The organism is Pseudomonas sp. NCIMB 10586, from assembly GCF_023127895.1.
Taxonomy (GTDB): domain Bacteria; phylum Pseudomonadota; class Gammaproteobacteria; order Pseudomonadales; family Pseudomonadaceae; genus Aquipseudomonas; species Aquipseudomonas synxantha_A.
In genome coordinates, this window is the sequence record NZ_SPKQ01000009.1 from 1 (window position 1) to 26,908 (window position 26,908).

A 26,908-nucleotide genomic window follows, 5' to 3' on the forward strand; every position below is an offset into this window, starting at 1 on the left:
GCCAGCCGCTAAAACTGCAGCCGCGAAACCAGCAGCCAAGCCAGCCGCTAAACCTGCTGCTGCCAAACCAGCAGTCGCCAAGCCAGCCACTCCAGCGGCACCGGCAGCATCCACCGCTCCAACCGCATCGGCCAGCACCACGCCTGCACCGGTAGCGCCAAGCACCACCCCAGCCAGCGCTTCCTAAGCGTCGGTGGCCGCGACGCGCAGCGCCTGCAGCGCGTCGTGGTCAAGGTTGGCGGCTTCGGTCGCCAGGCCTTCAAGCCATTCGTACTGACCCACCACCTCATTGATCGGCCATGCCTGCGCCAAGGTTTCCAGGCGCGCCAGCAGTGTTCGTTCAGCCTCCAGCTCCAGGGCTTTGACCCGCTCGCGCAACGATGCCAGCTGCGTATCCTGCTGCGCCAGGGCTCGCCATTGCACGCGCAGGTATCGCAACGGTTCGACAACCTGCACCCGCCACGGACGGGCAAGCTGTTGCAGCGCCTGCACCCGCTCAGGTGTATGTGCCACACCGCGCCGCTCCAGCCAGGCACCACACAGCAGCAGGCATACATCCGCGCCTTGTTCCTGCAAACGCAGGCAAGCGGCCTCTACACCCGAGCGAGCGTAGGTAGAAAGGGCAAAGCTCCACAGGTCAGCGCACATATTCACACCCAAGCCAGCGGCCAACGAAGCTGGTAGACTCCGCCGCCATTATGATCCGACTTCAAAGCCTAACATTACAGCGTGGCCCGCAACGTCTTCTCGAAGACGCCGAGCTGACCCTGCACGCCGGTCACAAAGCCGGCCTGATCGGTGCCAATGGCGCCGGCAAATCCACGTTGTTCGCCTTGCTGCTCGGTGAGCTGACCCCGGATTCCGGGGACTGCCTGCTGCCGGCCGACTGGCGCATCGCCCATATGCGCCAGGAGATCGACACCCTGGACCGCATCGCGATCGACTACGTGCTCGATGGCGACCTGCGCCTGCGCCAGGTGCAACACGACCTCGCCGAAGCCGAAAAAGCCCAGGACGGTGCCGCCCAGGCCCGCCTGCACGCCGAGCTGGACAGTGCCGACGGCTACACCGCCGACGCCCGTGCCCGCAAAATGCTCGCTGGCCTTGGCTTTACCAACGAACAGATGGACCGCCCGGTCGCCGACTTCTCCGGCGGCTGGCGCATGCGCCTGAATCTGGCCCAGGCACTGATGTGCCCCTCCGACCTGTTACTGCTCGACGAACCGACCAACCACCTGGACCTCGATGCGATCCTGTGGCTGGAAGATTTCCTCAAGAGCTACCAGGGCACCTTGCTGCTGATTTCCCACGACCGGGATTTCCTCGACGCCGTGGTCGACAACATCGCCCACGTCGAGCAGAAGAAAATCACCCTCTACCGTGGCGGCTACACCGCGTTCGAACGCGCACGCGCCGAACGCCTGGCCCAGCAGCAACAGGCCTTTGAAAAGCAACAGGCGCAACGTGCGCACATGGAAAGCTACATTGCCCGCTTCAAGGCCCAGGCCACCAAGGCCCGTCAGGCCCAGAGCCGCATCAAGGCGCTGGAGCGCATGGAAGAACTGTCGGCGGCCCACGTCGATTCGCCGTTCGATTTCGTGTTCCGTGAGTCGGTGAAGATCTCAAGCCCCCTGCTCGATCTGTCGGACGCTCGCTTGGGCTACGGCGACAAGACCATCCTGGAGAAGGTCAAGCTGCAGCTCACGCCGGGCGCACGCATTGGTTTGCTCGGCCCCAACGGCGCGGGCAAGTCGACGCTGATCAAGAACCTGTCGGGTGAGCTTGAGCCACTGGCTGGCCGCCTGACCCGTGGCGAGAACACGGTGGTGGGCTACTTCGCCCAGCATCAACTGGACTCGCTTGATGCCAAGGCCAGCCCGCTGTTGCACCTGCAACGCCTGGCGCCCACCGAGCGCGAGCAAACCCTGCGCGACTTCCTCGGCGGTTTCGACTTCCGGGGGGCGCGTATCGACGAGCCAGTGCTGAATTTCTCCGGGGGCGAAAAAGCCCGACTGGCCCTGGCCCTGATCGCCTGGGACCGTCCAAACCTGCTGCTGCTCGACGAACCGACCAACCACCTGGACCTGGAGATGCGCCTGGCACTGACCATGGCCCTGCAGGAGTTCAGCGGTGCGGTACTGGTGGTGTCTCACGATCGCCACCTGCTCAAGAGCACCACCGACAACTTCCTGCTGGTGGCCGACGGCAAGGTCGAAGAATTCGACGGCGACCTGGACGACTACGCACGCTGGCTGACCGATTACCGCCTGCGCAATGCGCCGGCCAGCAACACCCCGGTCAACCCGGACAAGACCGACAAGAAAGCCCAGCGCCAGGCCGCCGCCGCGCTGCGCCAGCAGCTGGCGCCGCACAAGCGTGAGGCCGACAAGCTGGAAGCCGAGCTGGGCAAGGTGCACGAGCGCCTGGCCAAGATCGAAACCAGCCTGGGTGATAGCTCCGTGTACGAGGCGGCGCGCAAGGATGAGCTGCGTGACCTGCTGGCCGAACAGGCCAAGCTCAAGGTGCGCGAAGGGCAATTGGAGGAAACCTGGATGGAGGCCCTCGAACTGCTCGAAACCTTGCAAGCGGAGCTGGAGGCGCTGTCCTGATGGAAGCGTTGCAACTGCCGGTACCGGCGCAATGGGTCGAGCCCGTATGGATCGGCGTGCAAATCCTGCTGATCCTGCTGGCCGGCTACCTGGCCCAGCGCTTCGTCGCCAAGGGCCTGACGCGCCTGGGTGAGCGTTACCCGTTCCCGCCGCAACTGCTGATGCCCCTGCGCGGCGGCTTGCGCTGGCTGATCATGGGCAGTGCGCTGATCTTTGTGCTGGGGCGCCTGGGGGTGTCTGCCACGGTGTTGTGGACGGCGCTGTCAGGGTTTGTCGCGGTAGCGGCAGTGGCGTTCTTCGCCATGTGGTCGGTGCTGTCCAACCTGTTGTGCGCAATTCTGATCTTCACCGTCGGGCCGTTCCGCCTTGGGGATATTGTCGAGTTGGTGGACACCGTCGACAAACCCGGCGTGAAGGGCCGGGTCGTGGCGATCAACCTGCTTTACACCACATTGATCGAAGTAGAAGAAGCCGGGACCAGCAGCGCGATGGTGCAAGTGCCTAACAGCTTGTTCTTTCAGCGCTCGGTGCGCCGTTGGCCTGGCACCCATGTATTTCCGGGCGACCGCTAGCGTCTACATCTTGTAAAAAGCTATAGCCAGCCTCCGGTCGGTAGAGTTAGCTTAAGGCACAATCGCTGACTCCCTTCTGAGGTGCGCAATGGCTCTCGACACATGGCTGGCCTTTTTCCTGGCCAGTTGGATCATCTCCCTTTCTCCTGGCGCCGGTGCTATCGCCTCGATGTCCAGCGGCCTGCAATACGGTTTTGTCCGTGGCTACTGGAACGCCATTGGCCTGCAACTGGGCCTGGCGATGCAGATTGCCGTGGTCGCCGGTGGCCTGGGGGCCATTCTGGCGGCGTCGTCTACCGCGTTCTATGCGATCAAATGGTTTGGCGTGGCCTACCTGGTGTACCTGGCCATCAAGCAATGGCGCGCCCTGCCCATGGACATGACCGATGATGACGCCGTGCGCCCGATCGGGAAGCCGATGGCGATGATGTTCCGCGGCTTTTTGGTCAACGCCAGCAACCCCAAGGCCTTGGTGTTCATGCTGGCGGTGTTGCCGCAATTCGTGAACCCGCAGGCGTCGCTGTTGATTCAGTACCTGATCCTCGGTGCGACCATGATCAGCGTCGATATGATCGTGATGGCGGGTTACACGGGGTTGGCGTCGAAAGTCTTGCGTCTGTTGCGTACGCCTAAACAACAGAAGCGCGTAAACCGCACATTCGCCGGCTTGTTTGTTGGCGCTGCCGGCTTCCTCGCCAGCCTGCATCGCGCTACGGCGTAATTGCCGAAACCGAATCGAAATGTGGAAGGGGCAAGCTCCCCCCCACATTGGATTTAGGGGTGATATGAAATAACACCTTGAGTCGAATTCATTAAAGCTCAACAATAGTGTTACTTCGTATTTCCACTTGAGATTCATTCATGACTGCCCCTTTCCGCTTTCTTGCGTGGCTGCTGTTGCCGGCGCTGATGTCGTGCAGCTTCAATCTCTTGGCCGCGACCGCCGAAGGCGCGCCACAGGCCCTGCATTTGCTGGATTACATCGGCGCCGACTACCCGCCTACGGTAGAGGCAGGCAAGGTGGTAGACGACTCGGAATACCGCGAGCAGGTGGAGTTTCTCGGAGTGCTGCAGGGTTTGGTGGCTGATCTGCCCGACAAACCCGAGCGCGCTGAGTTGATAAGCGGCGTTAATGAATTGCTGGCGGCGGTCACCGCCCATCAGGACGGCGCGAGCGTGGCCCGCCAGGCTCGTCAGTTGGGCGCCAAGCTGGCCGTGGCGTATGAAGTCAGCCAAGCCCCGGCCATCACGCCGGACCCGACACGCGGCGCGCCGCTTTATGCCCAGCATTGTTCGGTGTGCCACGGCACTGTCGGCGCCGGTGATGGTCCGGCTGGCATGGGCATGACGCCGCCCCCCGCTAACCTGCGTGACGCCACGCGCCTGGATCGCTTGAGCCTGTATGCGATCTACAACACCCTCGGTCTGGGTGTCGAAGGCACTGATATGCCGTCGTTCGCTGACCAACTGGACGATCGCCAGCGCTGGGACCTGGCGACCTATATCGCCGGTTTCACCGCCGACCCGGCTGCCGCCAAAAGCGAGCAGGCGTTCAACCTCGCCGACCTGGCGCGCCAGACCCCCAATGAAGTGCTCGCCGCTGACGGCCCTGGCGCTGTGGCGACGTTCCGCGCCCAGCGTGCACAGCCGCCACAGGTTCAGCGTGGTCCCGCGCAGTTGCTCGACTACACGGCCGCCACGCTGGACAAGAGCCTCGCGGCCTTCCGCAACGGCGACCACGAGCAGGCCTATGATTTGTCCGTCGCTGCCTACCTGGAAGGCTTCGAGCTGGTGGAAAGCTCCCTGGATAACGTCGACGCCAATGTGCGCAAAGACACCGAGAAGGCCCTGATGGCCTATCGGCAATCGTTGCAGGATGGTTTGCCTATGGAGCAGGTGCAGCAGCGTCTGGACGTTGCCAAAGGCAAACTCACTGAATCCGCCGGCTTGCTGGGCGGCGATGGCCTGAGCTGGTCATTGAGCTATATCTCTGGCCTGCTGATCCTACTGCGCGAAGGCCTGGAAGCGATTCTGGTGCTAGCGGCGATCCTCGCCTTCCTGCGTAACACCGGCCAGCAGTCGGCGGTTCGCAGCGTCAACGTCGGTTGGGGCCTGGCGCTGTTGGCAGGCTTGGCTACGTGGGCCTTGGCGGCGTATGTGATTGACGTCAGCGGGGCCCAGCGAGAACTGCTCGAAGGCTGCACGGCGCTGTTCGCCAGCGTGATGGTGCTATGGCTCGGCGTGTGGATGCACGACCGGCGTCACGCGGCGGCCTGGCAGGATTACATCAAGAGCAGCCTGGTGGGCGGCGGCGGCCGTTTCGGTTTTGCCGTGCTGGCGTTCTTCTCGGTTTATCGCGAGCTGTTCGAAGTGATCCTGTTCTACGAAACCCTGTGGCTGCAGGCCGGCCCTGCCGGGCACAACGCGGTGCTGGCCGGTGGTGCCACTGCGCTGGTGCTGCTGGTGGGCCTGGCCTGGGTGATCCTGCGTGGCTCGGCGAAGTTGCCGTTGGCGCTGTTCTTCGGCATCAACGCTGCGTTGCTGTGCGCACTGTCGGTGGTGTTCGCCGGGCACGGTGTCAAGGCCTTGCAGGAGGCGGGCATCTTCGGCACGCGGCCGGTGGCGTTTTTTGACTTCGACTGGCTGGGCATCCATGCCGATGCGTATTCGTTGGGCGCGCAGGCTGTGGCGATCCTGGCGATTGTGGTGCTGTATGGCCGCAGCCGGCTGACCGAGAAGCGCCGGGCGGCGGTGTAGCATGCGGGTATGGATCGACGCCGACGCCTGCCCTCGGGCGGCCAAGGACTAGGTAGTGAAGTTTGCCCTCAAGCGCCAGTTCGAGGTGGTGCTGGTGGCCGGGCAGAGCCAGATCAAGCCGAGCTTTTCCTGTGTGAAGCTGATCGTGGTGCCCAGTGGCCCCGACGCGGCCGATGATTACCTGGTTGAGCACGCCGTACCCGGCGAACTGGTGATTTGCAGTGACGTGCCCTTGGCCGATCGGCTGGTGAAGAAGGGCGTCACGGCCCTCGATCCGCGAGGCAAGGAGTTCAGCCCTGCGAACATGAGTGAGCGCCTGGCGGTGCGCAACCTGTTCACCGACCTGCGTGAGCAAGGTCAGATGGGCGGCGGACCACCGCCCCATGGCGAGAAGGATAAGCAGGCGTTTGCCAATGCCCTGGACCGAATCCTTACACGTCTTATGCGCCCAGCCTGACCTGTCAGTCGTTCTCGTGGGTCAACTCCAGCACCCGATCCACCAACTTGTTGATCCCTGACGCCACTTCACTGATGTTCTTGCCGAGCATATACGCCGGCGTACTGACCAGCTTGCGCGCCTTGTCCTCGACGATATCTTCCACCGTGCATTCGTGGTGCGTGGCGCCCATCTTGTCCAGGGCAGCCGCTGTGTCGGCATCGTTACCGATGGTGCAGGTCACGCCAGGGCCGTAGATCTTCGCGGCCAGGGCCGGAGAGATGCAGATCAACCCCACCGGCTTGCCTGCTTCGGCAAACGCTTCAGCCAGTTCCAGCACCTGCGGGTTGACGCTGCAGCCGGCGCCCTCCACGGCGAAGTTCGACAGGTTCTTCGCTGCGCCAAACCCGCCCGGCACGATCAGGGCGTCGAAGTCGGCGGCATTGGCTTGGCCAATATCCTTCACTGCGCCCCGGGCGATACGCGCAGACTCCACCAGCACATTGCGCGACTCGGGCATTTCTTCGCCGGTGAGATGGTTGATCACGTGCAATTGCGCAATATCGGGTGCAAAGCATTCCACTTGAGCGCCGCGCTGGTCCAGGCGCAGCAACGTGATCACGCTCTCGTGAATCTCTGCGCCGTCGTATACGCCACAGCCGGAAAGGATCACTGCAATCTTTTTGCTCATGGGCATTTCTCCTGATTCATGGCGTTAAATGTCTACTAATTTGTAACCTGTTGCCAATGGGATCTCACGTCGCTGCACCTAATCTTGATGTAACAAAAATAGACCGGACTAGCCCATGGACTTTGTGCCTTACGCAGTACCGTTTTTTATCGCCCTGATCGTTGTGGAGCTGCTGGCCGACCGTTGGCGCGGTGCACGCAACTACCGAGTAGCGGACGCCATCAACAGCCTCAGCACCGGTGTGCTGTCCACCACGACCGGTTTGCTGACCAAGGGCGTGGGCCTGCTGACCTACGCGTTCGCCCTCAAACACCTGGCGCTCATCGAGTTGTCGGCCCAGAGTGCCTGGACCTGGGTGTTCGCCTTTGTGTTCTATGACTTCTGCTATTACTGGCTGCATCGCATGGGCCATGAGCGCAATATTCTCTGGGCCGCGCATTCGGTGCATCACCAGAGCGAGGACTACAACCTCACCACCGCCTTGCGCCAGACCAGCACCGGTTTTCTGCTGAGTTGGATCTTCTACCTGCCTCTGGCTGTGGTCGGCGTGCCGCTGGTGGTGTTTATCAGCGTGGCTTCGCTCAACCTGTTGTATCAATTCTGGGTCCATACCCGCCACGTTCCCAAACTGGGCTGGTTTGAATGGTGCTTCGTGACGCCGTCCAATCATCGGGCCCACCACGCACAGAATGCTCTCTACATGGATCGTAACTACGGCGGGGTGTTCATTATTTGGGACCGGCTGTTCGGTACTTTTCAAGAGGAAGACGACAACGAGCCGGTGATCTTTGGGGTAACCACACCCCTGGCCAGTTGGAACCCGCTGTGGGCCAACCTGCAGTTTTATGCGCAATTATGGAGTGACGCCCGGCGCACCGAGAGGTGGTGGGACAAGTTGCGCATCTGGTTCATGCGCACCGGCTGGCGCCCGGCGGACGTCAAAGCCAAATACCCGATAGCCAAGCCGGACCTGAGCCAGTTTCGCAAGTTCGAAGTGCCTTTGGATGCGCGGCAGCAGGTCTACATCGCCTTGCAATTTGCTGCTTATGTGGGCTTTGGCAGTTATCTGATGAATTTCGGTGAGGGCCTGCCTACGGCGGCGTTGGTGCTCGGCTGGGGCGCGATGGCGCTGGGCCTGTTTACGTTGGGGGTGGCGCTGGAGAATCGCCCATGGGCGTTGAAGGCCGAGCTGGCGCGCCTGGCGCTGAACCTGCCGTTGGTATGGTTGGCGCCGCTGGTCGGCTTGTGGCCTGCCAGCCCTCTCGCCTGGCTGGGCCTGGCGAGCTACAGCCTGCTCAGCGTGATTGGTCTCTACTGTTGCAGAGGCCGTTTTACTCGGTTGGCGTCTTAGGCGTTTCGACCGAGGCTTGCTCGACAGCCTGTCGCGCCTTGGCCTCGGCACACGCTTGGCGGGCGATGCGAGCATTCTTGAAGCGACGTCGCAGCCACAGGCCAAAACCCAGCACCAGCAAGGCGCCCAGTACCCATAGCTCGTACTTCTTGACGCTGCCGAGCATACCTTCCAGCACCGCACCGAAATGATAGGCCGCAGCCCCCAGTGCAGCGGCCCAGATCGCCGCACCAATACCGTTGAGGATCAGGTAGCGCATCGGCGGGTAACCGGACAGGCCGATCGCCACGGGCATCACCGTGCGCAACCCGTAGACAAAGCGAAAGCTCAGTACCCAGATATCCGGGTGCTTGCGGATATGCTCCAGTGCCTTGTCGCCCATCAACTGCCAGCGCGGCTTGCGTGCCAGCAGCTTGCGGCCGTGCTTGCGCCCCATGTAGTACCAAAGCTGGTCGCCGGCGTAGCTGCCAAAAAAGGCAACGACCACCACCAGGTTGATATCCATGTAGCCACGAAACGCCAGGAAGCCTGCGAGTACGAGGATGGTCTCGCCTTCGAAAAACGTGCCGAGAAAGAGGGCAAAGTAGCCGAAGTCATGCAGAAATTGTTGAAGCATGGTCTAGGGTGCTGGCGAAATGAACGCGCAGCCTACGCCTTCACGAAGATTCATGAAAGTATCGAGATGTGTCACGAAGTGAACAATTCCTACATAAATGACGAATGCGACTACAGGTCGCATCGATAAGCACAACTGTCATTCCTTCGTCATAATGGCCGCTTATAACTGCAACGCTCGCCCGTAAACGCGGGCTCAGGAGTCTGTCGTGAGCTTTACCCCTGCCAATCGCCTGTTCCCTGCCACTCGTCTGCGTCGCAATCGTCGTGATGATTTTTCTCGCCGCCTGGTACGTGAAAATGTACTGACGACGAACGATCTCATCCTGCCGGTCTTTGTGCTCGACGGTGAAAATCGTCGGGAAGCAGTCGCCTCGATGCCGGGTGTGGAGCGTTTGACCATTGATCAGTTGCTGATCGAGGCGGCCGGTTGGGTCGAACTGGGGATCCCGGCACTGGCGCTGTTTCCGGTGACCCCACCGCAGCTCAAGTCTCTGGACGCCGCCGAAGCCTGGAACCCGCAAGGGATCGCGCAGCGCGCCACCCGTGCCCTGCGCGAGCGCTTCCCGGAGCTTGGGGTGATCACTGACGTGGCGTTGGACCCGTTCACCACGCACGGCCAGGATGGCATTCTTGACGAAGAGGGTTATGTTCAGAACGACAGCACCGTCGATGCACTGGTCAAGCAGGCTTTGTCGCACGCAGCGGCGGGCGCCCAGGTGGTTGCGCCGTCGGACATGATGGACGGGCGTATCCAGGCGATTCGCGAAGCCCTTGAGCTGGCCGGTCACGTCAATGTACGAATCATGGCCTACTCGGCCAAATACGCCAGCGCCTATTACGGCCCCTTTCGCGATGCGGTGGGGTCGGCGCTGAACCTGGGCAAGGCCAACAAGGCTTCGTACCAGATGGACCCGGCCAATAGCCAGGAAGCGCTGCACGAAGTGGCGGCCGACCTGGCCGAAGGCGCAGATATGGTGATGGTCAAGCCCGGGATGCCGTACCTGGACATCCTTTATCGGGTCAAAGAGGAATTCAAAGTGCCGACCTTTGTCTATCAGGTCAGCGGTGAATACGCCATGCATATGGCGGCGATCCAGAATGGTTGGTTGAGTGAAGGGGTGATCCTCGAATCCCTGACTGCCTTTAAACGTGCCGGCGCTGATGGCATTCTGACCTACTTCGCCGCCCGCGCTGCCCAATTGCTTAGAGAGCAACAATAGCCCTCACAGGAACACTCGATGAATACCGAAGGACTCTCCGAAGTTGCCGTAAAAGACGCTCACCCGGTGGTTGAACAAGTTTCCCAGACCCCGCCGGAGCTGGAGCCTGCCCCGCCAGCGGTGGTTGCCGAAGCACCTGCGCCGGCACCGGTGGCCGTGGTCACCAACCTGGATGACAGCAGCCTGTACATCCATCGCGAGTTGTCACAACTGCAATTCAACATCCGCGTGCTGGAGCAGGCGCTGGATGAGTCCTACCCGTTGCTGGAGCGGCTGAAATTCCTGCTGATCTTCTCCAGCAACCTGGATGAGTTCTTCGAGATTCGCGTTGCCGGCCTCAAGAAGCAGATCACCTTCGCCCGTGAACAAGCCGGGGCCGACGGCCTGCAACCGCACCAGGCGTTGGCGCGCATCAGTGAGCTGGTACATGGTCATGTGGACCGCCAGTACGCAATCCTCAACGACATCCTGCTGCCGGAACTGGAAAAGCATCAGGTCCGCTTCATTCGTCGTCGTCACTGGACCGCCAAGATCAAGACCTGGGTGCGCCGTTACTTCCGGGACGAGATTTCGCCGATCATTACCCCCATCGGCCTGGACCCTACGCACCCGTTCCCACTGCTGGTGAACAAGAGCCTCAACTTCATCGTCGAGCTTGAAGGTATCGATGCCTTCGGTCGCGATTCGGGCCTGGCGATTATCCCGGCCCCGCGTCTGTTGCCACGCATCATCAAGGTACCGGAAGAGGTAGGGGGCGCTGGCGACAACTATGTATTCCTGTCGTCGATGATCCATGCTCACGCCGATGACCTGTTCCAGGGCATGAAGGTCAAGGGCTGCTACCAGTTCCGCCTGACCCGTAACGCCGACCTGGCACTGGATTCCGAAGACGTCGAAGACTTGGCTCGCGCCCTGCGTGGCGAGCTGTTCTCGCGGCGTTATGGCGATGCGGTGCGTCTGGAAGTGGCGGATACCTGCCCTAAACACCTGTCGGACTACCTGCTCAAGCAGTTCAACCTCGCCGAATCCGAGTTGTATCAGGTCAACGGCCCGGTGAACCTGACGCGCCTGTTCAGCATTACCGGCCTGGACAGCCATCCGGAGCTGCAATACAAGCCGTTCACGCCACAGATCCCGAAACTGCTGCAAAACAGCGAGAACATCTTCAGTGTTGTGAGCAAGCAGGACATTCTATTGCTGCACCCCTTCGAGTCGTTCACCCCAGTGGTCGACCTGCTGCGCCAGGCCGCCAAGGACCCGCATGTTCTGGCCGTGCGCCAGACCCTCTACCGCAGTGGCGCCAACTCGGAAATCGTCGATGCGTTGGTGGATGCTGCGCGTAACGGCAAGGAAGTCACCGCGGTGATCGAGTTGCGTGCGCGCTTTGACGAAGAGTCCAACCTGCAACTGGCCAGCCGTCTGCAAGCCGCCGGTGCGGTGGTGATCTACGGCGTGGTCGGCTTCAAGACCCACGCCAAGATGATGTTGATCCTGCGCCGCGAGGCCGGGGAGATCGTGCGCTACGCCCACTTGGGCACCGGCAACTACCACGCCGGCAACGCCAAGCTCTACACCGACTACAGCCTGCTGACATCCGACGACGCACTGTGCGAAGACGTCGGCAAGTTGTTCAGCCAGCTCATCGGCATGGGCAAGACCTTGCGCATGAAAAAGCTGCTGCACGCGCCGTTCACCCTCAAGAAGGGCATGCTCGACATGATTGCCCGCGAGACCCAGTTTGCCCTCGATGGCAAGCCGGCGCACATCATCGCCAAGTTCAACTCGCTGACCGATCCGAAGATCATCCGCGCGCTGTACAAGGCCAGCCAGTCGGGCGTGCGCATCGATCTGGTGGTGCGTGGCATGTGCTGCCTGCGTCCGGGTATTGTCGGCGTGTCGCATAACATCCACGTGCGCTCGATCATCGGCCGCTTCCTGGAGCACACCCGTGTGTTCTACTTCCTCAACGGTGGTGAAGAGCAGATGTTCCTCTCCAGCGCCGACTGGATGGAACGCAACCTCGATAAGCGTGTGGAGACCTGCTTCCCGGTGGAAGGCAAGAAGCTGATCATGCGGGTCAAGAAGGAGCTGGAAAGCTACCTTACCGACAACACCCACAGCTGGAGCCTGCAGTCGGACGGGCGTTATGTACGCAACACCCCGACCGGCAACCAGAACCCGCGCAGCGCGCAGGCGACGTTGCTGGAGAAGTTGGGTAGCCCGATTCTTGCGGTGAACTAAAACCCAGCACCAGCAAGGTCTAAAAAATGTGGGAGGGGGCTTGCTCCCTCCCACATTTGTTTTGCAGTGTGCTTTAGCGCAGGTTCAGGCTGAACCCCACCCGCGTCAGCCATTCCGCTTCCTGGGCGAAGTCCGCCTGGGTCAGCTGGTTTTCATCCAGCCAGCCCTTGGGGAAGATCACTTCCAGGCTGTCATCAGCAGCGCGCAGTTTTACCTGGGGCATTTCCTGGGTGCCACGAATGTGGTGGAACAGGATTGCAAAGCGCAACAGCGCGCACAGGCGAATCAGCTTGATGCCGTCTTTGCCGAATTCGGCAAATTTGTCCTTGGGAATATTGCGGCGATGGCCGCGCACCAGCAGCGCGAGCATCTGTTGGTCTTCGCGGGAGAACCCAGCCAGGTCCGAGTGCTCGATCAGGTAGGCGCCGTGCTTGTGGTAATGGTAGTGGGCGATGTCCAGGCCCACTTCATGCACCTTGGCGGCCCAGCCCAGCAGCTCGCGCCAGACGCCGTCTTCCAGGTCCCAATCGGCGGCCACCTGGTCGAAAGCGTGCAAGGCTTTGCGCTCCACACGGGCGGCTTGTTCCAGATCGACGTGGTAGCGCTCCATCAGCGAGCTGAGGGTGCGCTCGCGCACGTCTTCATGGTGATGACGGCCCAGCAGGTCATAGAGCACGCCTTCGCGCAGGGCGCCGTCACAGTGGTCCATGCGTTGCAGTTCGAGGGCGTCGAAGATGGCTTCGAGAATCGCCAGGCCCGCAGGGAAAATGGCGCGTCGATCAGGTTTGATGCCGTCGAAGTCGATTTTCTCCGCATCCCCCAGCTTGAACAGCTTGCGCTTGAGCCACGCCAGACCTTCGGCATTCACCTCGCCAGTGCCATGGCCGCCAGCCTTCAAGGCCAGGCCGATGGCGCGGATGGTGCCGGACGAGCCGATGGCTTCATCCCAGGTCAGGCGGTGCAGGGCATGTTCAATGCTCATGATCTCCAGCCGCGCCGCCGTGTAAGCCTGGGCATAGCGCGCCGGCGTGATCTTGCCGTCCTTGAAGTAACGTTGAGTGAAACTCACGCATCCCATCTGCAGGCTTTCACGCAGCAGTGGCTCGAAACGCTGGCCGATGATGAACTCGGTACTGCCGCCACCAATGTCCGCCACCAGGCGTTTGCCGGGCGTGTCGGCCAGTGTGTGGGACACACCGAGGTAGATCAGGCGCGCCTCTTCACGGCCAGAGATAACTTCCACCGGGTGCCCGAGGATTTCCTCGGCACGATGGATAAACTCATTGCGGTTTCGGGCTTCGCGCAACGCGTTGGTGCCGACGATGCGTACGGCGCCAGGCGGCATGCCATTGATCAATTGCGCAAATCGCTTGAGGCAGTCGAGCCCGCGCTGCATGGATTCTTCATTGAGCTTGCGCTCGTCGTCGATCCCGGCGGCCAGTTGCACTTTTTCGCCGAGCCGCTCAAGGATGCGGATCTCGCCGTTCTGGGCCTTGGCCACGACCATGTGAAAGCTGTTGGAGCCCAGGTCGATGGCGGCGATCAAGGACAGATTCTTGGCTTGGGATTGCGGCATGGTTTGGGGATCTCGGTCGATAACCTTGCCATCGTGCCACGATCGACCGCTGGAGCCAACGCGTTGTGCTTCGGTAATTTTCCCGATGTGGTCTGTAGGAAAATTTTGGAAAGTTCAGGGCTGCTTCGCAAGTTTCCAGCAAACAAACTTTCCGACGATGTAAGACGTTTTAACCGGATGCAGTTGTAAGTGTTTAGATAATTTCTCCTACAGTGAGTGGGACTATATGCTGTTCTATATCTTGCTCAAGACTACAAGGTCGATAGGTTAAAGTAATTTTTATGCTGGCTGGAGCCTACAATAAATACCGTGCTGTCTGATTTTTTATCCGGGCATCTACGCGCCAGACTGTCACTCGGCAATTCTGCCGGGGTGTTATTTATTTATAGTTTTTGTATCAGGGACAATAAGCTGTTGGGCGAAGGAGTCGCCAAAACCAAAATAAAGAGCGCCTGCTAACTTCAAGCGACAGGACGAACATGAAAAAAATTATTGGATTGACTTTCGGCATCGCATGTCTGGCTGCGACCCTGCAGGTTCAGGCAAACACGAGCGCCCAGTTAGTCGTCAGGGGGACGATCACGCCTGCAGCGTGCAACCTCAGCCTGGCGGGCAGTGGCATCATCGACTACGGCACTATTCGCTCCGGCGAATTGTCTCGCACGGCATTCAACCCCCGTGAAGAGAGGACCACGTCTCTGGTTATCAACTGCGGCACTACGCCTGCCAGGTTCGGGCTCACCTTTACCGATCTGCAAGCGGGGAGCAAGGTGGCAGGCATCCTGGGGGCGGGCTTTTCCGAAGCGCAGAATTTCGGTCTGGGGATGGCAGCGTCCCGGCGCACTGGTGGCTATTCGGTCACCCTCAGGGACCTCCGCTCTACCGGAACAACGTTGTTTCCGATCATGCGCACCGGGCTCGGTGCCTGGCAGAACAGCGACGGCAGGGTTGCCCAATCGCCCAGCCAGTACTCCTGGCGTAATAGCGTGACCGTCACCCCTGCCGCTATTAGCCAGCTGACCGCCACGGTGGCGGTGAAAGCAGTGATCAACAAGGCCCAGGACTTGGACCTGAGCCGCGACATCTCCATAGATGGGCGCGCCACGCTTGTATTGAGTTACATCTAAACAACCGAAAGCAGCCGATCAAGAAAGCCAACCCTTTCTTGTTGGCTGTTTTTCTTTGGGCGTTGGATGGCCAAACGTCAACTTCATAAGTTGTGGGGAATATTGAGTGCGTGTTTTTTTAATAAGTCTTACGTGGCTATGGAGTGTGTTTTTCAGTGTGGTTGCTACGGCGGACGGGATGTTGCCGGAAACAACTGTGGTCGTGCTTTACGAAGAAGTTGGCGAAGCCTCGATCAATATCAAGAACACCGATGCAGGGCCGGCGTTGCTTCATTCTGTTATTGAAAACGTGCCTGAAGATCTGGAGCCGCTACTGATTGTCACGCCTCCCATTACCCGTGTGGAAGCGGGGGATACGCAACTGGTGCGTTTCATCAGCACGTTGAAGCAGCCGCTCAAGACCCAACGGCTCAAGCGCGTATCTTTTGAGGGCATTCCCCAGGCGCGTGCCGCGGACGGTGCGACCATCGGTATCACTCTTCGGCAGAATCTGCCGTTGATCCTGCATCCCAAAGACTTGCCACGCCACCAAACGCCGTGGGAGCTGCTGAGGTGGGAACGGGTCGCAGAGCGACTCACCGTCCACAACGACAGCGCTTACGTCGTACGCCTGGCGCCGCATGTGCAGCTGCTTCCACAAGGCGTTCAAGCCACACTGCCGCGCACCTATGTCTTGCCGGGTGAGGCATTGGCGTTGAAGGTTGACGGTGCTTTGAGCGATGTGGCGCAGGTTGAGATTCAACCCGCCACGGTCTATGGATTTTCGGTAGATAGCTACCGTGCACCGGTCAACACAGATGCGCGTTGATCGGTTCATGATCGTTTCTTCGGCGCGCGGTATTGCTGGCCCGTTCCGGCCCTGCAAATCCAGATTGTTCATTGGGCTCACGGCGCTATGGGGTTTGCCTGGCATGACGGCTGCGCTGGAGCTTGGTGAGGGATTTGACCTGGCTGCGCTGACGACCCACGGCATAGACCCCCAGGTCTCCGATTACTTTCGCAGTGCGGCGCGCTTTCGTGAAGGTATTCAAATGGTGGGATTGCGCGTCAATGGCAACCCCCTTGGGCTGGTTGATGCTCGGTTCGATTCGCAGGGAGGGCTGTGTTTCACTCCCGGGTTGCTGGAGAAGGCGGGGTTGGTAAAGCCTCGGGAGATCATTCGAGAAGGCGCCACACCCGACCAGGCGTGTCATGACTTCCTCGGTGCGTTCCCGGCGACCATGGTGCGCTTGCGCCCCGGTACTGACGAAGTGGCGCTGGTGGTGCCGACCCAGGCTTTGCGTGAACCCGAATGGGAGAGCGGGCGTTCTTCCCGGGGCGGCGCGGCCGCGTTGTTCAACTATGACGTACTGGGTTATGACAGCCACTCGCGTAGCGGCCCGACCCGGTTCGTGTCGGCCTATACCGAAGCGGGCTTCAACCTGGATGACTGGATTGTTCGCAGTCGCCAGTTCTATGTGTCCGACGACGGCCATACCCGTACCGAGCACCTGCATGCCTATGCCCAACGGGATATCGCCGCGTTGCAGTCGACCTTCCAGGTGGGCCAGCTCTCCAGTAATAACCCGCTGTTTGGCGGGATCCAGCTGTCCGGCTTGCAGTTCTCCCCTGATGGGCAGTCCAGGGCCCCGGCGGGCGGCAATAATGCGGTGGTCGAAGGCTTGGCCCAAAGCCAGTCGCGAGTTGAAGTGCGCCAGTCCGGGGTGTTGATCCACAGTACATTGGTGCCCGAAGGGCCGTTTCGGTTGACGGGGGTACCGCTGCTCAATGGCACCAGTGACCTTGATGTCAGTGTGATTGACGTGCGTGGCGCCAGGCGCAGTTTTGTCGTGCCGGCGGCTTCGTTCGCGGGTGCTGCCCCATCGGCGCCGGGCTATTACTTTTCGATTGGCCAGCTGCGCAAAACTGCAGGTGAAGAGGGGCCATCACCGGTGGTCGCCATGGGCAGTGGCACCTGGGGGCTGGGGCGCGATGCGTCTGCGGGTTTTGGCTTGTTGAGTACCGATGACTATTGGGCCGCAGGTGGCACTCTGAGCAGTGTATTTTTCCAGCGGGTCTCTGTGAGCGCACGACATAACCTGTCCCGAGACAGCCACAACGCGGTGTCCGGGTCACGCAGCAGCGTCTCCGTGAGTAGCCCACTGGTTGCCGATCTAGATGTCAACTTAAGTGCAACCACCCAGACGCGCGGTTATCGCGAGGTCACTGAGGCAGGTCGGTCGCTCAGGGGCGATGAGCTGAACTCGCACTTCAAGAACCAATACACCGCGGGCATGAGCTGGGCCGACCCCACACTGGGCATATTTTCGCTGAACTACACTCGCAGTGCTCAATTTGGCGGGCAGACGAGCGAGCACGTATTCGCCTCCTGGAATAAGTCGTTCGGTCGCGTCGATGTCGCATTTATCGCGGACTCGCAAGTGGGCGGTACGCGGGCCCGCCGAGACGCCCCACTGGATGGCAGCCGGCGTGACAGTGCCTTGGATCACGACTTGTCCTTGCGGTTGCAGGTCAGCGTGCCGCTGGGCGGGGATCGGCGTGTGAGCAGCTTCACGAGCCGCCGTGGGGACCACTTCACTGCGGGTACCGCGCTCAGCGAAAGGGTCAACGAGTATGTGAATTACGAAGTCGGCATCGAGCGTGACATGCGGGCCCGGGAGCAGTCAGTGCGCGGGCGGGTGGACCTGTTGCCGCACTATACCCAAGTGGGCCTGGGCGTCAGCCGCGATTCCCTGGGCACCAGCTATACCGGGCAGTTGCGGGGCGGTGCAGTGGCGCATGAAGGCGGGGTGACCTTGTCGCCTTATAGCGTGCAAGACACGTTCGGCATCGTCTCGGTCGGCGATATCGGCTCCGCAAAAATCCAGACGCCGCAAGGCCCTGTCTGGACCGACTTCAAAGGCCAAGCGGTGATCGCGGGCTTGCCGGCCTACACCAACAGCCGAGTCGAAGTGCAGACTCAATCCTTGCCCAAACGAGTGGACCTGAAAAACGGCACCCAAGTGCTTACGGCGGGCCGAGGTTCGTTCAATACCGTGGATTTTGACGTAGTGAAAGTACGCCGAATGCTGGTGACTGCGAGCGATCAGCACGGCCGACCGTTACCTCAGGGCGCCTCGGTATTGGGCAAGGGCAACCGCTTTCTCACCAGCGTAGTAGGCGAGGGCATGATTTTCCTCAACGACGTTACGGAGTCGCAAAGCTTGCGGGTTTCATTGCCGGACTCTTCCACTTGCCTACTGCACATTGACCCTGAGGCCAAGCCTGACAATGACAAATTTTATGAAGCCGCATCGGCGGTATGCCGAGGTGATTAAAAAGGCCCTGAGCCCGCCCTTGGCGCTGTTTTGCACACTGCTGGCGCCGCTTGATGCGATGGCTGAAAACTGCCACCTGTCGCTGGGCCAGCCGCGTATCGACTATGGCCAGATACGCAGGGATGGCCTGGTTGAAACCACTACCGTGGTACTGGCAACCCGCTCGTTGAGTGTCAATGTACTCTGCGCCGAGCCTGCGGCCATGGCGTTGCGTTTTGTTGGCGCGGCAGCCGATGGGCAGGGATTTCGGTTCGGTCGCGAGGGGCATTTGCGGCTGAGTATCAAGCATGCCCAGGTAGATGGGCGTACCGTCGGGTGGTCGGCCGCCCACGTGCCAGGTGAGGCGGACGGAGGCCAGTTGTTGCCCGGCCAGGTTTTGGTGGCTCGAGCAGCAGGGATGCCGGTGGTAGGGCGGCGACTCACCGCCCAGGTCGATATCGATACCCAATTGCCCTTCGATGCCTTGTCGGTGCGCAGGGAGACGCACCTGGAGGCACGGGGCATTTTTGAACTGGTCAGCCCGGCTGTTCAACCGAGCCAATGAAGTTGGCGAGCTCTACGGTACCAGGGTTGGCAAACAACACCTTCGGGTCGCCGGTTTCATGCACTTTGCCTTGGTGCATGAACACCACTTTGTCGCCAACTTCCCGGGCAAAGCGCATTTCATGGGTGACCATGATCAGCGTCATGCCGTCCTGGGCCAGTTGACGCACCACGCTGAGCACCTCATTGACCAACTCCGGGTCCAGGGCCGAGGTAATCTCATCGCACAACAGCACCTTGGGTGACATGGCCAGCGCGCGGGCAATGGCGACCCGTTGCTGCTGACCACCGGACAGCCGATCGGGGAAGGCGTCGAACTTCTCGCCCAGCCCAACGCGTTCGAGCATTTGCCTGGCCAACTGTACCGCTTTGGCCTTGGGCACTTTTTGCACCACTTGCGGTGCCAGCATCACGTTTTCGCCGACGCTCAGGTGCGGGAACAGGTTGAACTGCTGGAACACCATGCCGACTTTCTGCCTCAGGCTGCGCAGGTCGGCGCGGGCGGCATCAAGGTATTCGCCATCGACTTCGATCACACCGTCATTGATCGACTCCAGGCCATTGAGGGTACGCAGCAAGGTGGACTTGCCCGAGCCGCTGCGGCCGATGATCGCCACAACCTGGCCTTCTTCCACCGTCAGGTCGATGCCCTTGAGGACGTGATGATCGCCGTAATACTTATGCAGGGCGGAAATTCTAAGCAGAGGCATGCAGTCTCCTTTCCAGGTAGCGCGCACTGAGGGACAAGGGGTAGCAGAGCAGGAAATAACCGAGGGCCACCAAGCCGTAGACCATAAACGGCTCGAAGGTGGCGTTGGCGAGCATGCCGCCGGTCTTGGTCAGTTCGGTGAAGCCGATGATCGAGGTCACGGCGGTGCCTTTGACCACCTGCACCGAGAAACCCACCGTTGGCGCGACGGCAATGCGCAGCGCTTGGGGCAGGATCACAAAACGCAGTTGCTCAAAAGGGTTCAGGGCCAGACTGGCCGAGGCTTCCCATTGGCCATGGGCGATGGAGTCCACGCAACCGCGCCAGATTTCGGCCAGGTAAGCGCTGGTGAACAGGGTCAATGCGATTGCAGCTGCCAGCCAGGGCGATATGTCCACGCCAAGCAGGGCAACGCCGAAAAACACCAGGAACAACTGCATCAGCAAGGGCGTGCCCTGGAACAGTTCGATATAGGTGCGGGCAATATTGCGTGGGAAAGCTTTGCGGCTGATGCGCATCGTCATCACCAGCAGGCCGATCAGGCCACCGCCCACAAATGCTACCAGTGACAGCAGCAGGGTCCACTGCAGGCCAGTGAGCAGGTTGCGCACGATGTCCCAGAGGGTGAACTCACTCATCGACTGTTCCTCATCACAAACCGCCGGCCGATCCAGTTGAGCAGTTGGCGAATCATCAGCGCCATGCACAGGTACACCAGGGTGGTCAGGGCATAGGTTTCAAAGGCGCGGAAATTACGCGACTGGATAAAGTTGGCGGCAAAGCTCAATTCTTCGGTGGCGATCTGCGAACACACCGCCGAACCGAGCATCACAATGATGATCTGGCTGCTCAGGGCCGGCCACACCTTGCCCAGCGCCGGTAGCAGTACCACGTGACGGAACGCTTCGAAGCGCGTCATCGCCAGCGCGGCGGCGGCTTCCAATTGCCCGCGCGGGATGGCCTGGATCCCGGCGCGGATGATCTCGGTGGAGTACGCCCCCAGGTTGATCACCATTGCCAGCACAGCGGCTTGCCACTCGGTGATTTTCAACCCCAGGGACGGCAGGCCGAAGAAAATAAAGAACAACTGCACCAGAAACGGCGTGTTGCGGATCAATTCGACATACACACCAAAGATCCATGCAAACGGCTGGATCTTCCACGCCCGCACCACGGCACCGACGGTGCCCAGTGCAACCCCAAGGAGGGCGCCGATGGCCGTCAGTTCAAGGGTAAACAACGCGCCGCGCAGCAGCAGGTCGGTATTGGCCAGCACCGGCACAAAGTCGAATTGATAGGCCATCGTTCAACTCCGCCTCAGAGGTCAGCAGGCAGCGGTTCTTTGAGCCACTGCAGTGCGTTTTTTTCCAGGCTGCCGTCCGCCTTGGCCGCAACCAGGATCTGGTTGACCTTCTCCAGCAGCGCCGGCTCGTTCTTGTTCACGCCTACGTACACCGGCGAATCCTTGAGCTTCACCTTCAGCGCGGGGACGCGTTTGGGGTTGCGTTCGCTGATTGCGACCATGACCACGTTGCCGCTGGCGATCAGGTCGACCTGGCCGGCCAGGTAAGCGGCGATGGTTGAGTTGTTGTCCTCAAAGCGCTTGATCGTGGCTTCCTTGGGCGCCACGGCGGTCAGCTCGATATCCTCGATGGCGCCGCGGGTCACGCTGATAGTCTTGCCCTTGAGGTCGTCGGTGGTGCTGATTGCCGCCTCGGGTGGACCGAACACCGCGAGGTAGAAAGGCGCGTAAGCCTTGGAGAAATCAATGACCTTTTCGCGCTCGGGGTTTTTGCCCAGGCTGGAGATCACCAGGTCCACCTTGCCGGTGGTAAGGAACGGAATGCGGTTGGTGCTGTTGACCGGGGTCAGTTCCAGCTTGACCTTGAGCTGGTCGGCCAGCAGCTTGGCGGTGTCGATGTCCAGGCCACGTGGCTGCATGTTGGGGCCGACCGAACCAAACGGCGGGAAGTCCTGGGGCACGGCGACCTTGAGGGTGCCACGGGCGACGATATCGTCCAGACCATTAGCCTGGGCAGGTGCCTGGCTCAGCATCAGGCTGGCAAACAGGGCAGTGAGCAGGGCGCTGTAGCGCTTGGTCATGGCAACTCTCCGAAAAAGGCGAAGGAATTTTCTGAGTTTGCTCAGTGCACAGCCCATGCCAGCTCTCTCGGAATGGTCTGTAAGGCACGGATTCGTTGAAGTGTCATGGTCTTACTGGTCTGAACAGTTGCGAGATTTTTCGCACCCTTTTCGAGCGCCGTAAAAAACGCACGGGCCCCTTTGGGGCGTGGCTTGCCGACAGACTTCAATAGCTTTACAACTAGCTCTTCAGCTGACGGGAACCTTGAGTTTTTTATGAATTCCATTGCCCAAGCCGTACCGGAAGCGGCCTTGCAAGCCATCCGCAAACTGATCAAGGAGCAAGGCTTTGGGCCGGGCGAGGCATTGCCTTCGCAACGCGATTTGGCGATGCGGTTGGGCGTGAGCCGGGCGTCGTTGCGCGAGGCCTTATCGTCCTTGAGCGCATTGGGTGTGGTCAGTGTACAGCCGGGCAAGGGCGTGTTCGTGCTGGCGCCGGACCCGCCATCCGAGCTCGCCTGGCCGTTTGCGGCGCAGGCCACACCGCTGGACATCTTCCAGCTGCGTTACGCGCTTGAAGGGTTCGCTGCGGGTTTGGCGGCAGTCACATTGACCACGAACGAGCTCGACAGCCTGGAAGACAATGTCGAGGCGATGCGCAAGGTCCTCAAAGGGGGTGACTTCGAAGCCGCCGCCCGGCTGGACTTTGAATTTCACCAGCGCATCCTGTTGGCCAGCGGCAACCAGGCCATGGTGAGTATTCTCAGTGCCAGCGCCGAGGTGTTTCTGGAGAGCCAGAAACTACCGTTCATCCGGCCGGAGCGAGCCATGGAGACCTGGCAGGAGCATCGCAAAATCCTGCGCGCCTTGGCCCGGCGCAGCAGTGCGGCAGCGCAGAAAACCATGCAGGAACACGTTCGCAATGCGGCGTTGCGAATAGGCATCGTGTTTGTGACTGCCGTGACGCCATGAGTTGGCTATATCCCCACTCATGCAACGCCATAGCAAGACTCAATCAGAGGCGGCTTCCTGAACGAGGGAAGGGCAGCTATGATGGGCAACGTTTTTTTTGCTTACAATCCGGAGACATCCATGAGCAACGATCTTATCAAGCACGTCACCGACGCGACCTTTGAGGCCGAAGTACTCAAGGCTGCTGGCCCGGTGCTGGTTGACTACTGGGCTGAATGGTGCGGCCCTTGCAAAATGATCGCTCCGGTTCTGGACGACATTGCAACCACCTACGAAGGCAAACTGACCATTGCCAAACTGAACATCGACGAAAACCAGGAAACCCCGGCCAAGCACGGCGTGCGTGGTATTCCGACCCTGATGCTGTTCAAGAACGGCAACGTCGAGGCCACCAAGGTTGGCGCGCTGTCCAAGTCGCAACTGGCTGCATTCCTCGACGCGAACATCTAAGCGTCGTCAAAAAAGCCCCGAAAATCTCGGGGCTTTTTCGTAAAGCAGGGCTAGACGCTCCGAAACTCAGGTGGTACATTCGGCCCCGCACTGGTTTCTCCACTGCCCCCTGCAAGCCGTCGCCGACGCATTCCTTTTCGATTAGTACGCGATCCTGTCGCCTTCTCTGCGGCGCGGCCTCATTAAGCCAAAAGCTTAATTTCCCCCCTCCATAAATGATTACGTCATTCCTATATGAATCTGACTGAACTCAAGCAAAAGCCGATTACCGACCTGCTCCAACTGGCCGAAGAAATGGGCATAGAAAATATGGCCCGTTCGCGCAAGCAGGACGTGATTTTCTCCCTGCTCAAGAAGCACGCGAAAAGCGGCGAGGAAATCTCCGGTGATGGCGTGCTGGAGATTCTCCAGGACGGCTTCGGCTTCCTCCGCTCCGCAGACGCTTCCTATCTCGCCGGCCCAGACGATATCTATGTCTCGCCGAGCCAGATCCGTCGCTTCAACTTGCGCACCGGTGACACCATCGTTGGCAAGATCCGTCCTCCGAAGGAGGGCGAGCGGTATTTCGCCCTGCTCAAGGTCGACACGATCAACTTCGATCGCCCCGAGAACGCGAAAAACAAGATTCTCTTCGAGAACCTGACCCCGCTGTTCCCGACCGTGCGCATGAAGATGGAAGCCGGTAACGGTTCCACCGAAGACTTGACCGGTCGTGTGATCGACCTGTGCGCCCCGATCGGCAAAGGCCAGCGTGGCCTGATCGTCGCACCGCCGAAAGCCGGTAAAACGATCATGCTGCAGAACATTGCAGCGAACATCGCCCGTAACAATCCTGAAGTTCACCTGATCGTACTGTTGATCGATGAGCGTCCGGAAGAAGTGACCGAGATGCAGCGCACCGTGCGCGGCGAAGTGGTTGCCTCGACGTTCGATGAGCCGCCAACCCGCCACGTGCAGGTAGCCGAAATGGTGATCGAAAAGGCCAAGCGCCTGGTCGAACACAAGAAGGACGTGGTGATCCTGCTCGACTCCATCACCCGTCTGGCCCGTGCCTACAACACTGTGATCCCGAGCTCCGGCAAGGTATTGACCGGTGGTGTCGATGCCCACGCCCTGGAGAAACCGAAACGTTTCTTCGGCGCCGCGCGCAACATCGAAGAAGGCGGCTCGCTGACCATTATCGCCACCGCGCTGGTTGAAACCGGCTCGAAGATGGACGAAGTGATCTACGAAGAGTTCAAGGGTACCGGCAACATGGAGCTGCCCCTGGACCGTCGCATTGCTGAAAAGCGTGTGTTCCCGGCGATCAACATCAACCGCTCCGGCACTCGCCGCGAAGAGTTGCTGACCGCTGACGACGAGCTGCAGCGTATGTGGATCCTGCGCAAGCTGCTGCATCCGATGGACGAAGTGGCTGCCATCGAGTTTCTGATCGACAAGCTGAAAACCACCAAGACCAACGACGAGTTCTTCCTGTCGATGAAACGCAAGTAATACAGCGTTTCAGGTCCAAAAAAATGGCGCCCTTAATGGGGCGCCATTTTTTTTGCGTCGAGATTCTGCGATTTTTGTGGCATAAGTATCCGTTAAGTAACAAAAATTGACGCGTGACTTCGCTCATCCCTTTCGTCGCAGACTGACCACATTCTTATGACCACCCTTGCTTACCGCAGAGACATCGATGGCCTGCGTGCCATCGCTGTCCTTGCAGTCGTGTTGTTCCACTTTGGTGTCCCTGGCATTACTGGCGGTTTTGTTGGCGTTGACGTCTTCTTCGTCATCTCGGGCTTTCTAATCACGTCAATTATCTGGCGAGAGCGTCAAGCTGGACGCTTCAGTTTCATCGACTTCTGGGCTCGCCGTGCCCGACGTATCTTGCCCGCGCTGTTTGTGATGATCGCCGCGACACTGGCAGTGGGTTGGTTTCTGTTGGCGCCCAAGGACTATGAAGAGTTGGGGCGGTCTGCGCATTATCAGGTGACCTTTACCTCGAACCTGTTGTTCTCGCGCCAGCACGGCTATTTCGATGCCTCATCGGACATCAAGCCCTTGCTGCATACCTGGTCATTGGCGGTAGAAGAGCAGTTCTATATTTTCTTCCCATTGCTGCTGACCTTGCTTTCCAGCCGTTTGAAGCACTGGCGCCTGGCATTGTTCGCGGTGCTGCTGGCGTCGTTTGGCATGAGCGTCTGGGCGGTTCAGCATGAGCCACAGAAAGCTTTCTTCCTGTTGCATCTGCGGGCCTGGGAGCTACTGGCCGGTGCGATGCTGGCGGTGCAGCCCAAGCGTGAATGGCGCGCCTCGCCGGCCTTGGCGCAAGGAATCAGCCTGGCTTCCCTGGCATTGATCCTCATCGCTGTATTGGGTTACGACGCGAAAACGCCGTTCCCAGGCGCGACTGCGTTGTTGCCTGTGCTGGGTGTGGTCGGGTTGATCTGGGCCAACGGCCAGCAACAGACTTGGGTCGCTCGCCTGTTGGGCACGCGGATCATGGTGGGTATCGGGCTGATCTCTTATTCCTGGTACCTCTGGCACTGGCCGGTATTCGTGTACGCCAACTACGCCGCGGTGGATGGCTTGAGCGCGCTGGAACTGGCGGGGCTGATGCTGCTTTCGCTGGTGCTGGGCTATCTGTCCTGGCGCTTCGTGGAAACGCCGTTCCGGGAAAAACGTTTGCTGGCTTCGCGTAAGGCGATTCTGGCGTCAGCCATGGTCGGCATTCTGGGGCTGGGCTTCACTGGCCTTGCGATACGCGAAGCTGACGGCGTGCCTTCGCGCTTGTCCGAGCAGGCGTTGCGCTTTGCCCAAGCCAAGAAGTGGAGCCCGGACCTGCTGGCGTGCATGGCCGACAAAGATACGCCCGATGAACGCTTGTTCTGCCATTTCGGCCCCAAAGACCAATCGGTTTCAGCGTTGGTATGGGGTGACAGTCACGCTACCGCGCTGATACCGGCACTCAAAGAGGGCGCTGATCGTCACGATATCAGCCTGGTCGAAGCCAGTTTTGCCGGCTGTATTCCCCTCGATGGCCTGGAGAATATTGCCCGCTGCGCGCATTTCAACCGTCGCGTCGAGAAGGCCATGGCTGAGCAGACATTCAGCGATGTGGTGTTGGCCGCCCGCTGGAGCCTGTATGTGTATGGGCAAATGTCGGGTGACAAGGAGCATGCGCTCAAAGACCCCGGCACTGGCCAGTATGTGCGTGCCGTCGCCGAGCAACGCTTCGCCCAAGGCTTGCGTGAACGCATCCAGGGTTTGCGTGCTGCCGGCCATAAGGTCTGGCTGGTCAAGGAAGTGCCGCTGCAGGAAATCATCGTGCCTTACCGTCTCAGCCGGTTGGCGATGATGAACCGGCCCGTGAGTGGTGAAGGGCTGGCCGTGGCCGAGCATGTGAAGCGCCAGGCGTTCATCACGCAATTGTTTGACGAACTGGCGGCTGCCGACAGTGGTGTCGCGGTGCTGGACCCTGCGCCCCTGCTGTGCGGCGCCGATGGTTTGTGCCGGGTCGAACTCAATGGTCGCGCGCTGTATACCGACGATAACCATCTGTCAGACGTGGGGGCGCGACACATTGAAGCCTTCCTTGAGCCATTGTTCAGTTCGTTGCAATCACGCAGCTTGACGGCCAATTAAGCTG

Annotated in this window: 25 protein-coding genes; 17 read left to right on the forward strand and 8 right to left on the reverse strand. The window is 60.2% G+C overall.

The window, feature by feature from the left end; genetic code table 11:
• Positions 1–187, forward strand: a 187-nt coding sequence (locus tag E4P01_RS04810) for a hypothetical protein (RefSeq protein ID WP_248129916.1), incomplete at its 5' end; no start/stop codon positions are given.
• Here the strand turns inward: E4P01_RS04810 and E4P01_RS04815 are convergent.
• Complete coding sequence (locus E4P01_RS04815; RefSeq protein ID WP_216090469.1) at positions 184–648, reverse strand: TIGR02444 family protein; 465 nt, start codon at positions 646–648, stop codon at positions 184–186. The two genes, E4P01_RS04810 and E4P01_RS04815, sit on opposite strands and share 4 nt — an antisense overlap.
• Positions 649–698: 50 nt before the next feature.
• Here E4P01_RS04815 and E4P01_RS04820 point away from each other — a divergent pair, with 50 nt between their 5' ends.
• The 5 genes from E4P01_RS04820 (at position 699) to E4P01_RS04840 (ending at position 6,395) form a co-directional block, all read left to right on the forward strand.
• Positions 699–2,609, forward strand: a complete 1,911-nt coding sequence (locus E4P01_RS04820; RefSeq protein ID WP_078822612.1) for an ATP-binding cassette domain-containing protein — start codon at positions 699–701, stop codon at positions 2,607–2,609.
• Positions 2,609–3,181 carry a mechanosensitive ion channel family protein gene (locus E4P01_RS04825; protein WP_005792426.1) on the forward strand — a complete coding sequence of 191 codons (573 nt, stop codon included), beginning with the start codon at positions 2,609–2,611 and terminating at the stop codon, positions 3,179–3,181. Before E4P01_RS04820 ends, E4P01_RS04825 begins: the two co-directional genes overlap by 1 nt.
• Before the next feature lie 88 nt (positions 3,182–3,269).
• Positions 3,270–3,902 carry a LysE family transporter gene (locus tag E4P01_RS04830; RefSeq protein ID WP_248129918.1) on the forward strand — a complete coding sequence of 211 codons (633 nt, stop codon included), beginning with the start codon at positions 3,270–3,272 and terminating at the stop codon, positions 3,900–3,902.
• Positions 3,903–4,042: 140 nt separating this feature from the next.
• Positions 4,043–5,938 carry an FTR1 family protein gene (locus E4P01_RS04835; protein ID WP_216090467.1) on the forward strand — a complete coding sequence of 632 codons (1,896 nt, stop codon included), beginning with the start codon at positions 4,043–4,045 and terminating at the stop codon, positions 5,936–5,938.
• Between the two features lie 55 nt (positions 5,939–5,993).
• Positions 5,994–6,395, forward strand: coding sequence for a DUF188 domain-containing protein (locus E4P01_RS04840; protein ID WP_248129920.1), 402 nt, complete (start codon positions 5,994–5,996; stop codon positions 6,393–6,395).
• A gap of 4 nt (positions 6,396–6,399) precedes the next feature.
• Here E4P01_RS04840 and elbB read toward each other — a convergent pair whose 3' ends face one another.
• Complete coding sequence (elbB, locus tag E4P01_RS04845; protein ID WP_005792422.1) at positions 6,400–7,065, reverse strand: isoprenoid biosynthesis glyoxalase ElbB; 666 nt, start codon at positions 7,063–7,065, stop codon at positions 6,400–6,402.
• Between the two features lie 115 nt (positions 7,066–7,180).
• Here elbB and E4P01_RS04850 point away from each other — a divergent pair, with 115 nt between their 5' ends.
• Complete coding sequence (locus tag E4P01_RS04850) at positions 7,181–8,416, forward strand: sterol desaturase family protein (protein WP_216090466.1); 1,236 nt, start codon at positions 7,181–7,183, stop codon at positions 8,414–8,416.
• Here E4P01_RS04850 and E4P01_RS04855 read toward each other — a convergent pair.
• Positions 8,397–9,032: a DedA family protein gene (locus E4P01_RS04855; RefSeq protein ID WP_032881179.1), complete on the reverse strand. Its 636-nt coding sequence runs from the start codon at positions 9,030–9,032 to the stop codon at positions 8,397–8,399. The two genes, E4P01_RS04850 and E4P01_RS04855, sit on opposite strands and share 20 nt — an antisense overlap.
• 208 nt (positions 9,033–9,240) lie before the next feature.
• Between E4P01_RS04855 and hemB the strand changes: the two genes are divergently transcribed.
• Both hemB and ppk1 read left to right on the forward strand, forming a co-directional pair.
• Positions 9,241–10,254, forward strand: a complete 1,014-nt coding sequence (gene hemB / locus E4P01_RS04860) for a porphobilinogen synthase (RefSeq protein WP_216090465.1) — start codon at positions 9,241–9,243, stop codon at positions 10,252–10,254.
• 18 nt (positions 10,255–10,272) lie between these two features.
• Entirely contained in the window at positions 10,273–12,495 is a 2,223-nt protein-coding gene (gene ppk1 / locus E4P01_RS04865; RefSeq protein ID WP_005792418.1) for a polyphosphate kinase 1, read from the forward strand.
• A gap of 73 nt (positions 12,496–12,568) precedes the next feature.
• On the opposite strand, the gene ppx is transcribed toward ppk1, so the two are convergent.
• Positions 12,569–14,071, reverse strand: coding sequence for an exopolyphosphatase (gene ppx / locus E4P01_RS04870; RefSeq protein ID WP_005792416.1), 1,503 nt, complete (start codon positions 14,069–14,071; stop codon positions 12,569–12,571).
• A gap of 479 nt (positions 14,072–14,550) precedes the next feature.
• Between ppx and E4P01_RS04875 the strand changes: the two genes are divergently transcribed.
• The 4 genes from E4P01_RS04875 (at position 14,551) to E4P01_RS04890 (ending at position 19,059) form a co-directional block, all read left to right on the forward strand.
• A complete protein-coding gene (locus E4P01_RS04875; RefSeq protein WP_078822608.1) occupies positions 14,551–15,198 on the forward strand; it encodes a DUF1120 domain-containing protein in 648 nt (215 codons plus the stop codon).
• A 121-nt stretch (positions 15,199–15,319) separates the two neighbouring features.
• Positions 15,320–16,006, forward strand: coding sequence for a fimbria/pilus chaperone family protein (locus tag E4P01_RS04880; RefSeq protein ID WP_256584575.1), 687 nt, complete (start codon positions 15,320–15,322; stop codon positions 16,004–16,006).
• Between the two features lie 7 nt (positions 16,007–16,013).
• Positions 16,014–18,515 (forward strand): fimbria/pilus outer membrane usher protein, encoded by a 2,502-nt coding sequence (locus E4P01_RS04885; RefSeq protein ID WP_216090464.1) that lies wholly within the window; start codon positions 16,014–16,016, stop codon positions 18,513–18,515.
• Entirely contained in the window at positions 18,481–19,059 is a 579-nt protein-coding gene (locus tag E4P01_RS04890; protein ID WP_216090463.1) for a hypothetical protein, read from the forward strand. Before E4P01_RS04885 ends, E4P01_RS04890 begins: the two co-directional genes overlap by 35 nt.
• On the opposite strand, the gene E4P01_RS04895 is transcribed toward E4P01_RS04890, so the two are convergent.
• From E4P01_RS04895 to E4P01_RS04910, 4 genes are read right to left on the reverse strand one after another with little or no spacing between them, the layout of a single operon-like run.
• Positions 19,031–19,768 (reverse strand): amino acid ABC transporter ATP-binding protein, encoded by a 738-nt coding sequence (locus E4P01_RS04895; protein ID WP_032878805.1) that lies wholly within the window; start codon positions 19,766–19,768, stop codon positions 19,031–19,033. The two genes, E4P01_RS04890 and E4P01_RS04895, sit on opposite strands and share 29 nt — an antisense overlap.
• Positions 19,755–20,405 (reverse strand): amino acid ABC transporter permease, encoded by a 651-nt coding sequence (locus E4P01_RS04900; RefSeq protein ID WP_032878807.1) that lies wholly within the window; start codon positions 20,403–20,405, stop codon positions 19,755–19,757. The genes E4P01_RS04895 and E4P01_RS04900 overlap by 14 nt, the downstream gene beginning before the upstream one ends.
• Complete coding sequence (locus E4P01_RS04905) at positions 20,402–21,070, reverse strand: amino acid ABC transporter permease (RefSeq protein WP_005792409.1); 669 nt, start codon at positions 21,068–21,070, stop codon at positions 20,402–20,404. The genes E4P01_RS04900 and E4P01_RS04905 overlap by 4 nt, the downstream gene beginning before the upstream one ends.
• Positions 21,071–21,084: 14 nt before the next feature.
• Complete coding sequence (locus tag E4P01_RS04910) at positions 21,085–21,870, reverse strand: transporter substrate-binding domain-containing protein (protein ID WP_032878810.1); 786 nt, start codon at positions 21,868–21,870, stop codon at positions 21,085–21,087.
• Between the two features lie 255 nt (positions 21,871–22,125).
• On the opposite strand from E4P01_RS04910, the gene E4P01_RS04915 reads away from it, so the two are divergent.
• The 4 genes from E4P01_RS04915 (at position 22,126) to E4P01_RS04930 (ending at position 26,904) form a co-directional block, all read left to right on the forward strand.
• Complete coding sequence (locus E4P01_RS04915) at positions 22,126–22,821, forward strand: FCD domain-containing protein (RefSeq protein ID WP_216090462.1); 696 nt, start codon at positions 22,126–22,128, stop codon at positions 22,819–22,821.
• A gap of 120 nt (positions 22,822–22,941) precedes the next feature.
• Positions 22,942–23,271 carry a thioredoxin TrxA gene (trxA, locus tag E4P01_RS04920; protein ID WP_032881181.1) on the forward strand — a complete coding sequence of 110 codons (330 nt, stop codon included), beginning with the start codon at positions 22,942–22,944 and terminating at the stop codon, positions 23,269–23,271.
• Positions 23,272–23,505: 234 nt separating this feature from the next.
• Positions 23,506–24,765 (forward strand): transcription termination factor Rho, encoded by a 1,260-nt coding sequence (gene rho / locus E4P01_RS04925; RefSeq protein WP_003176825.1) that lies wholly within the window; start codon positions 23,506–23,508, stop codon positions 24,763–24,765.
• Between the two features lie 156 nt (positions 24,766–24,921).
• A complete protein-coding gene (locus tag E4P01_RS04930; protein ID WP_032878812.1) occupies positions 24,922–26,904 on the forward strand; it encodes an acyltransferase family protein in 1,983 nt (660 codons plus the stop codon).
• The last annotated feature ends 4 nt before the right edge of the window (positions 26,905–26,908 follow it).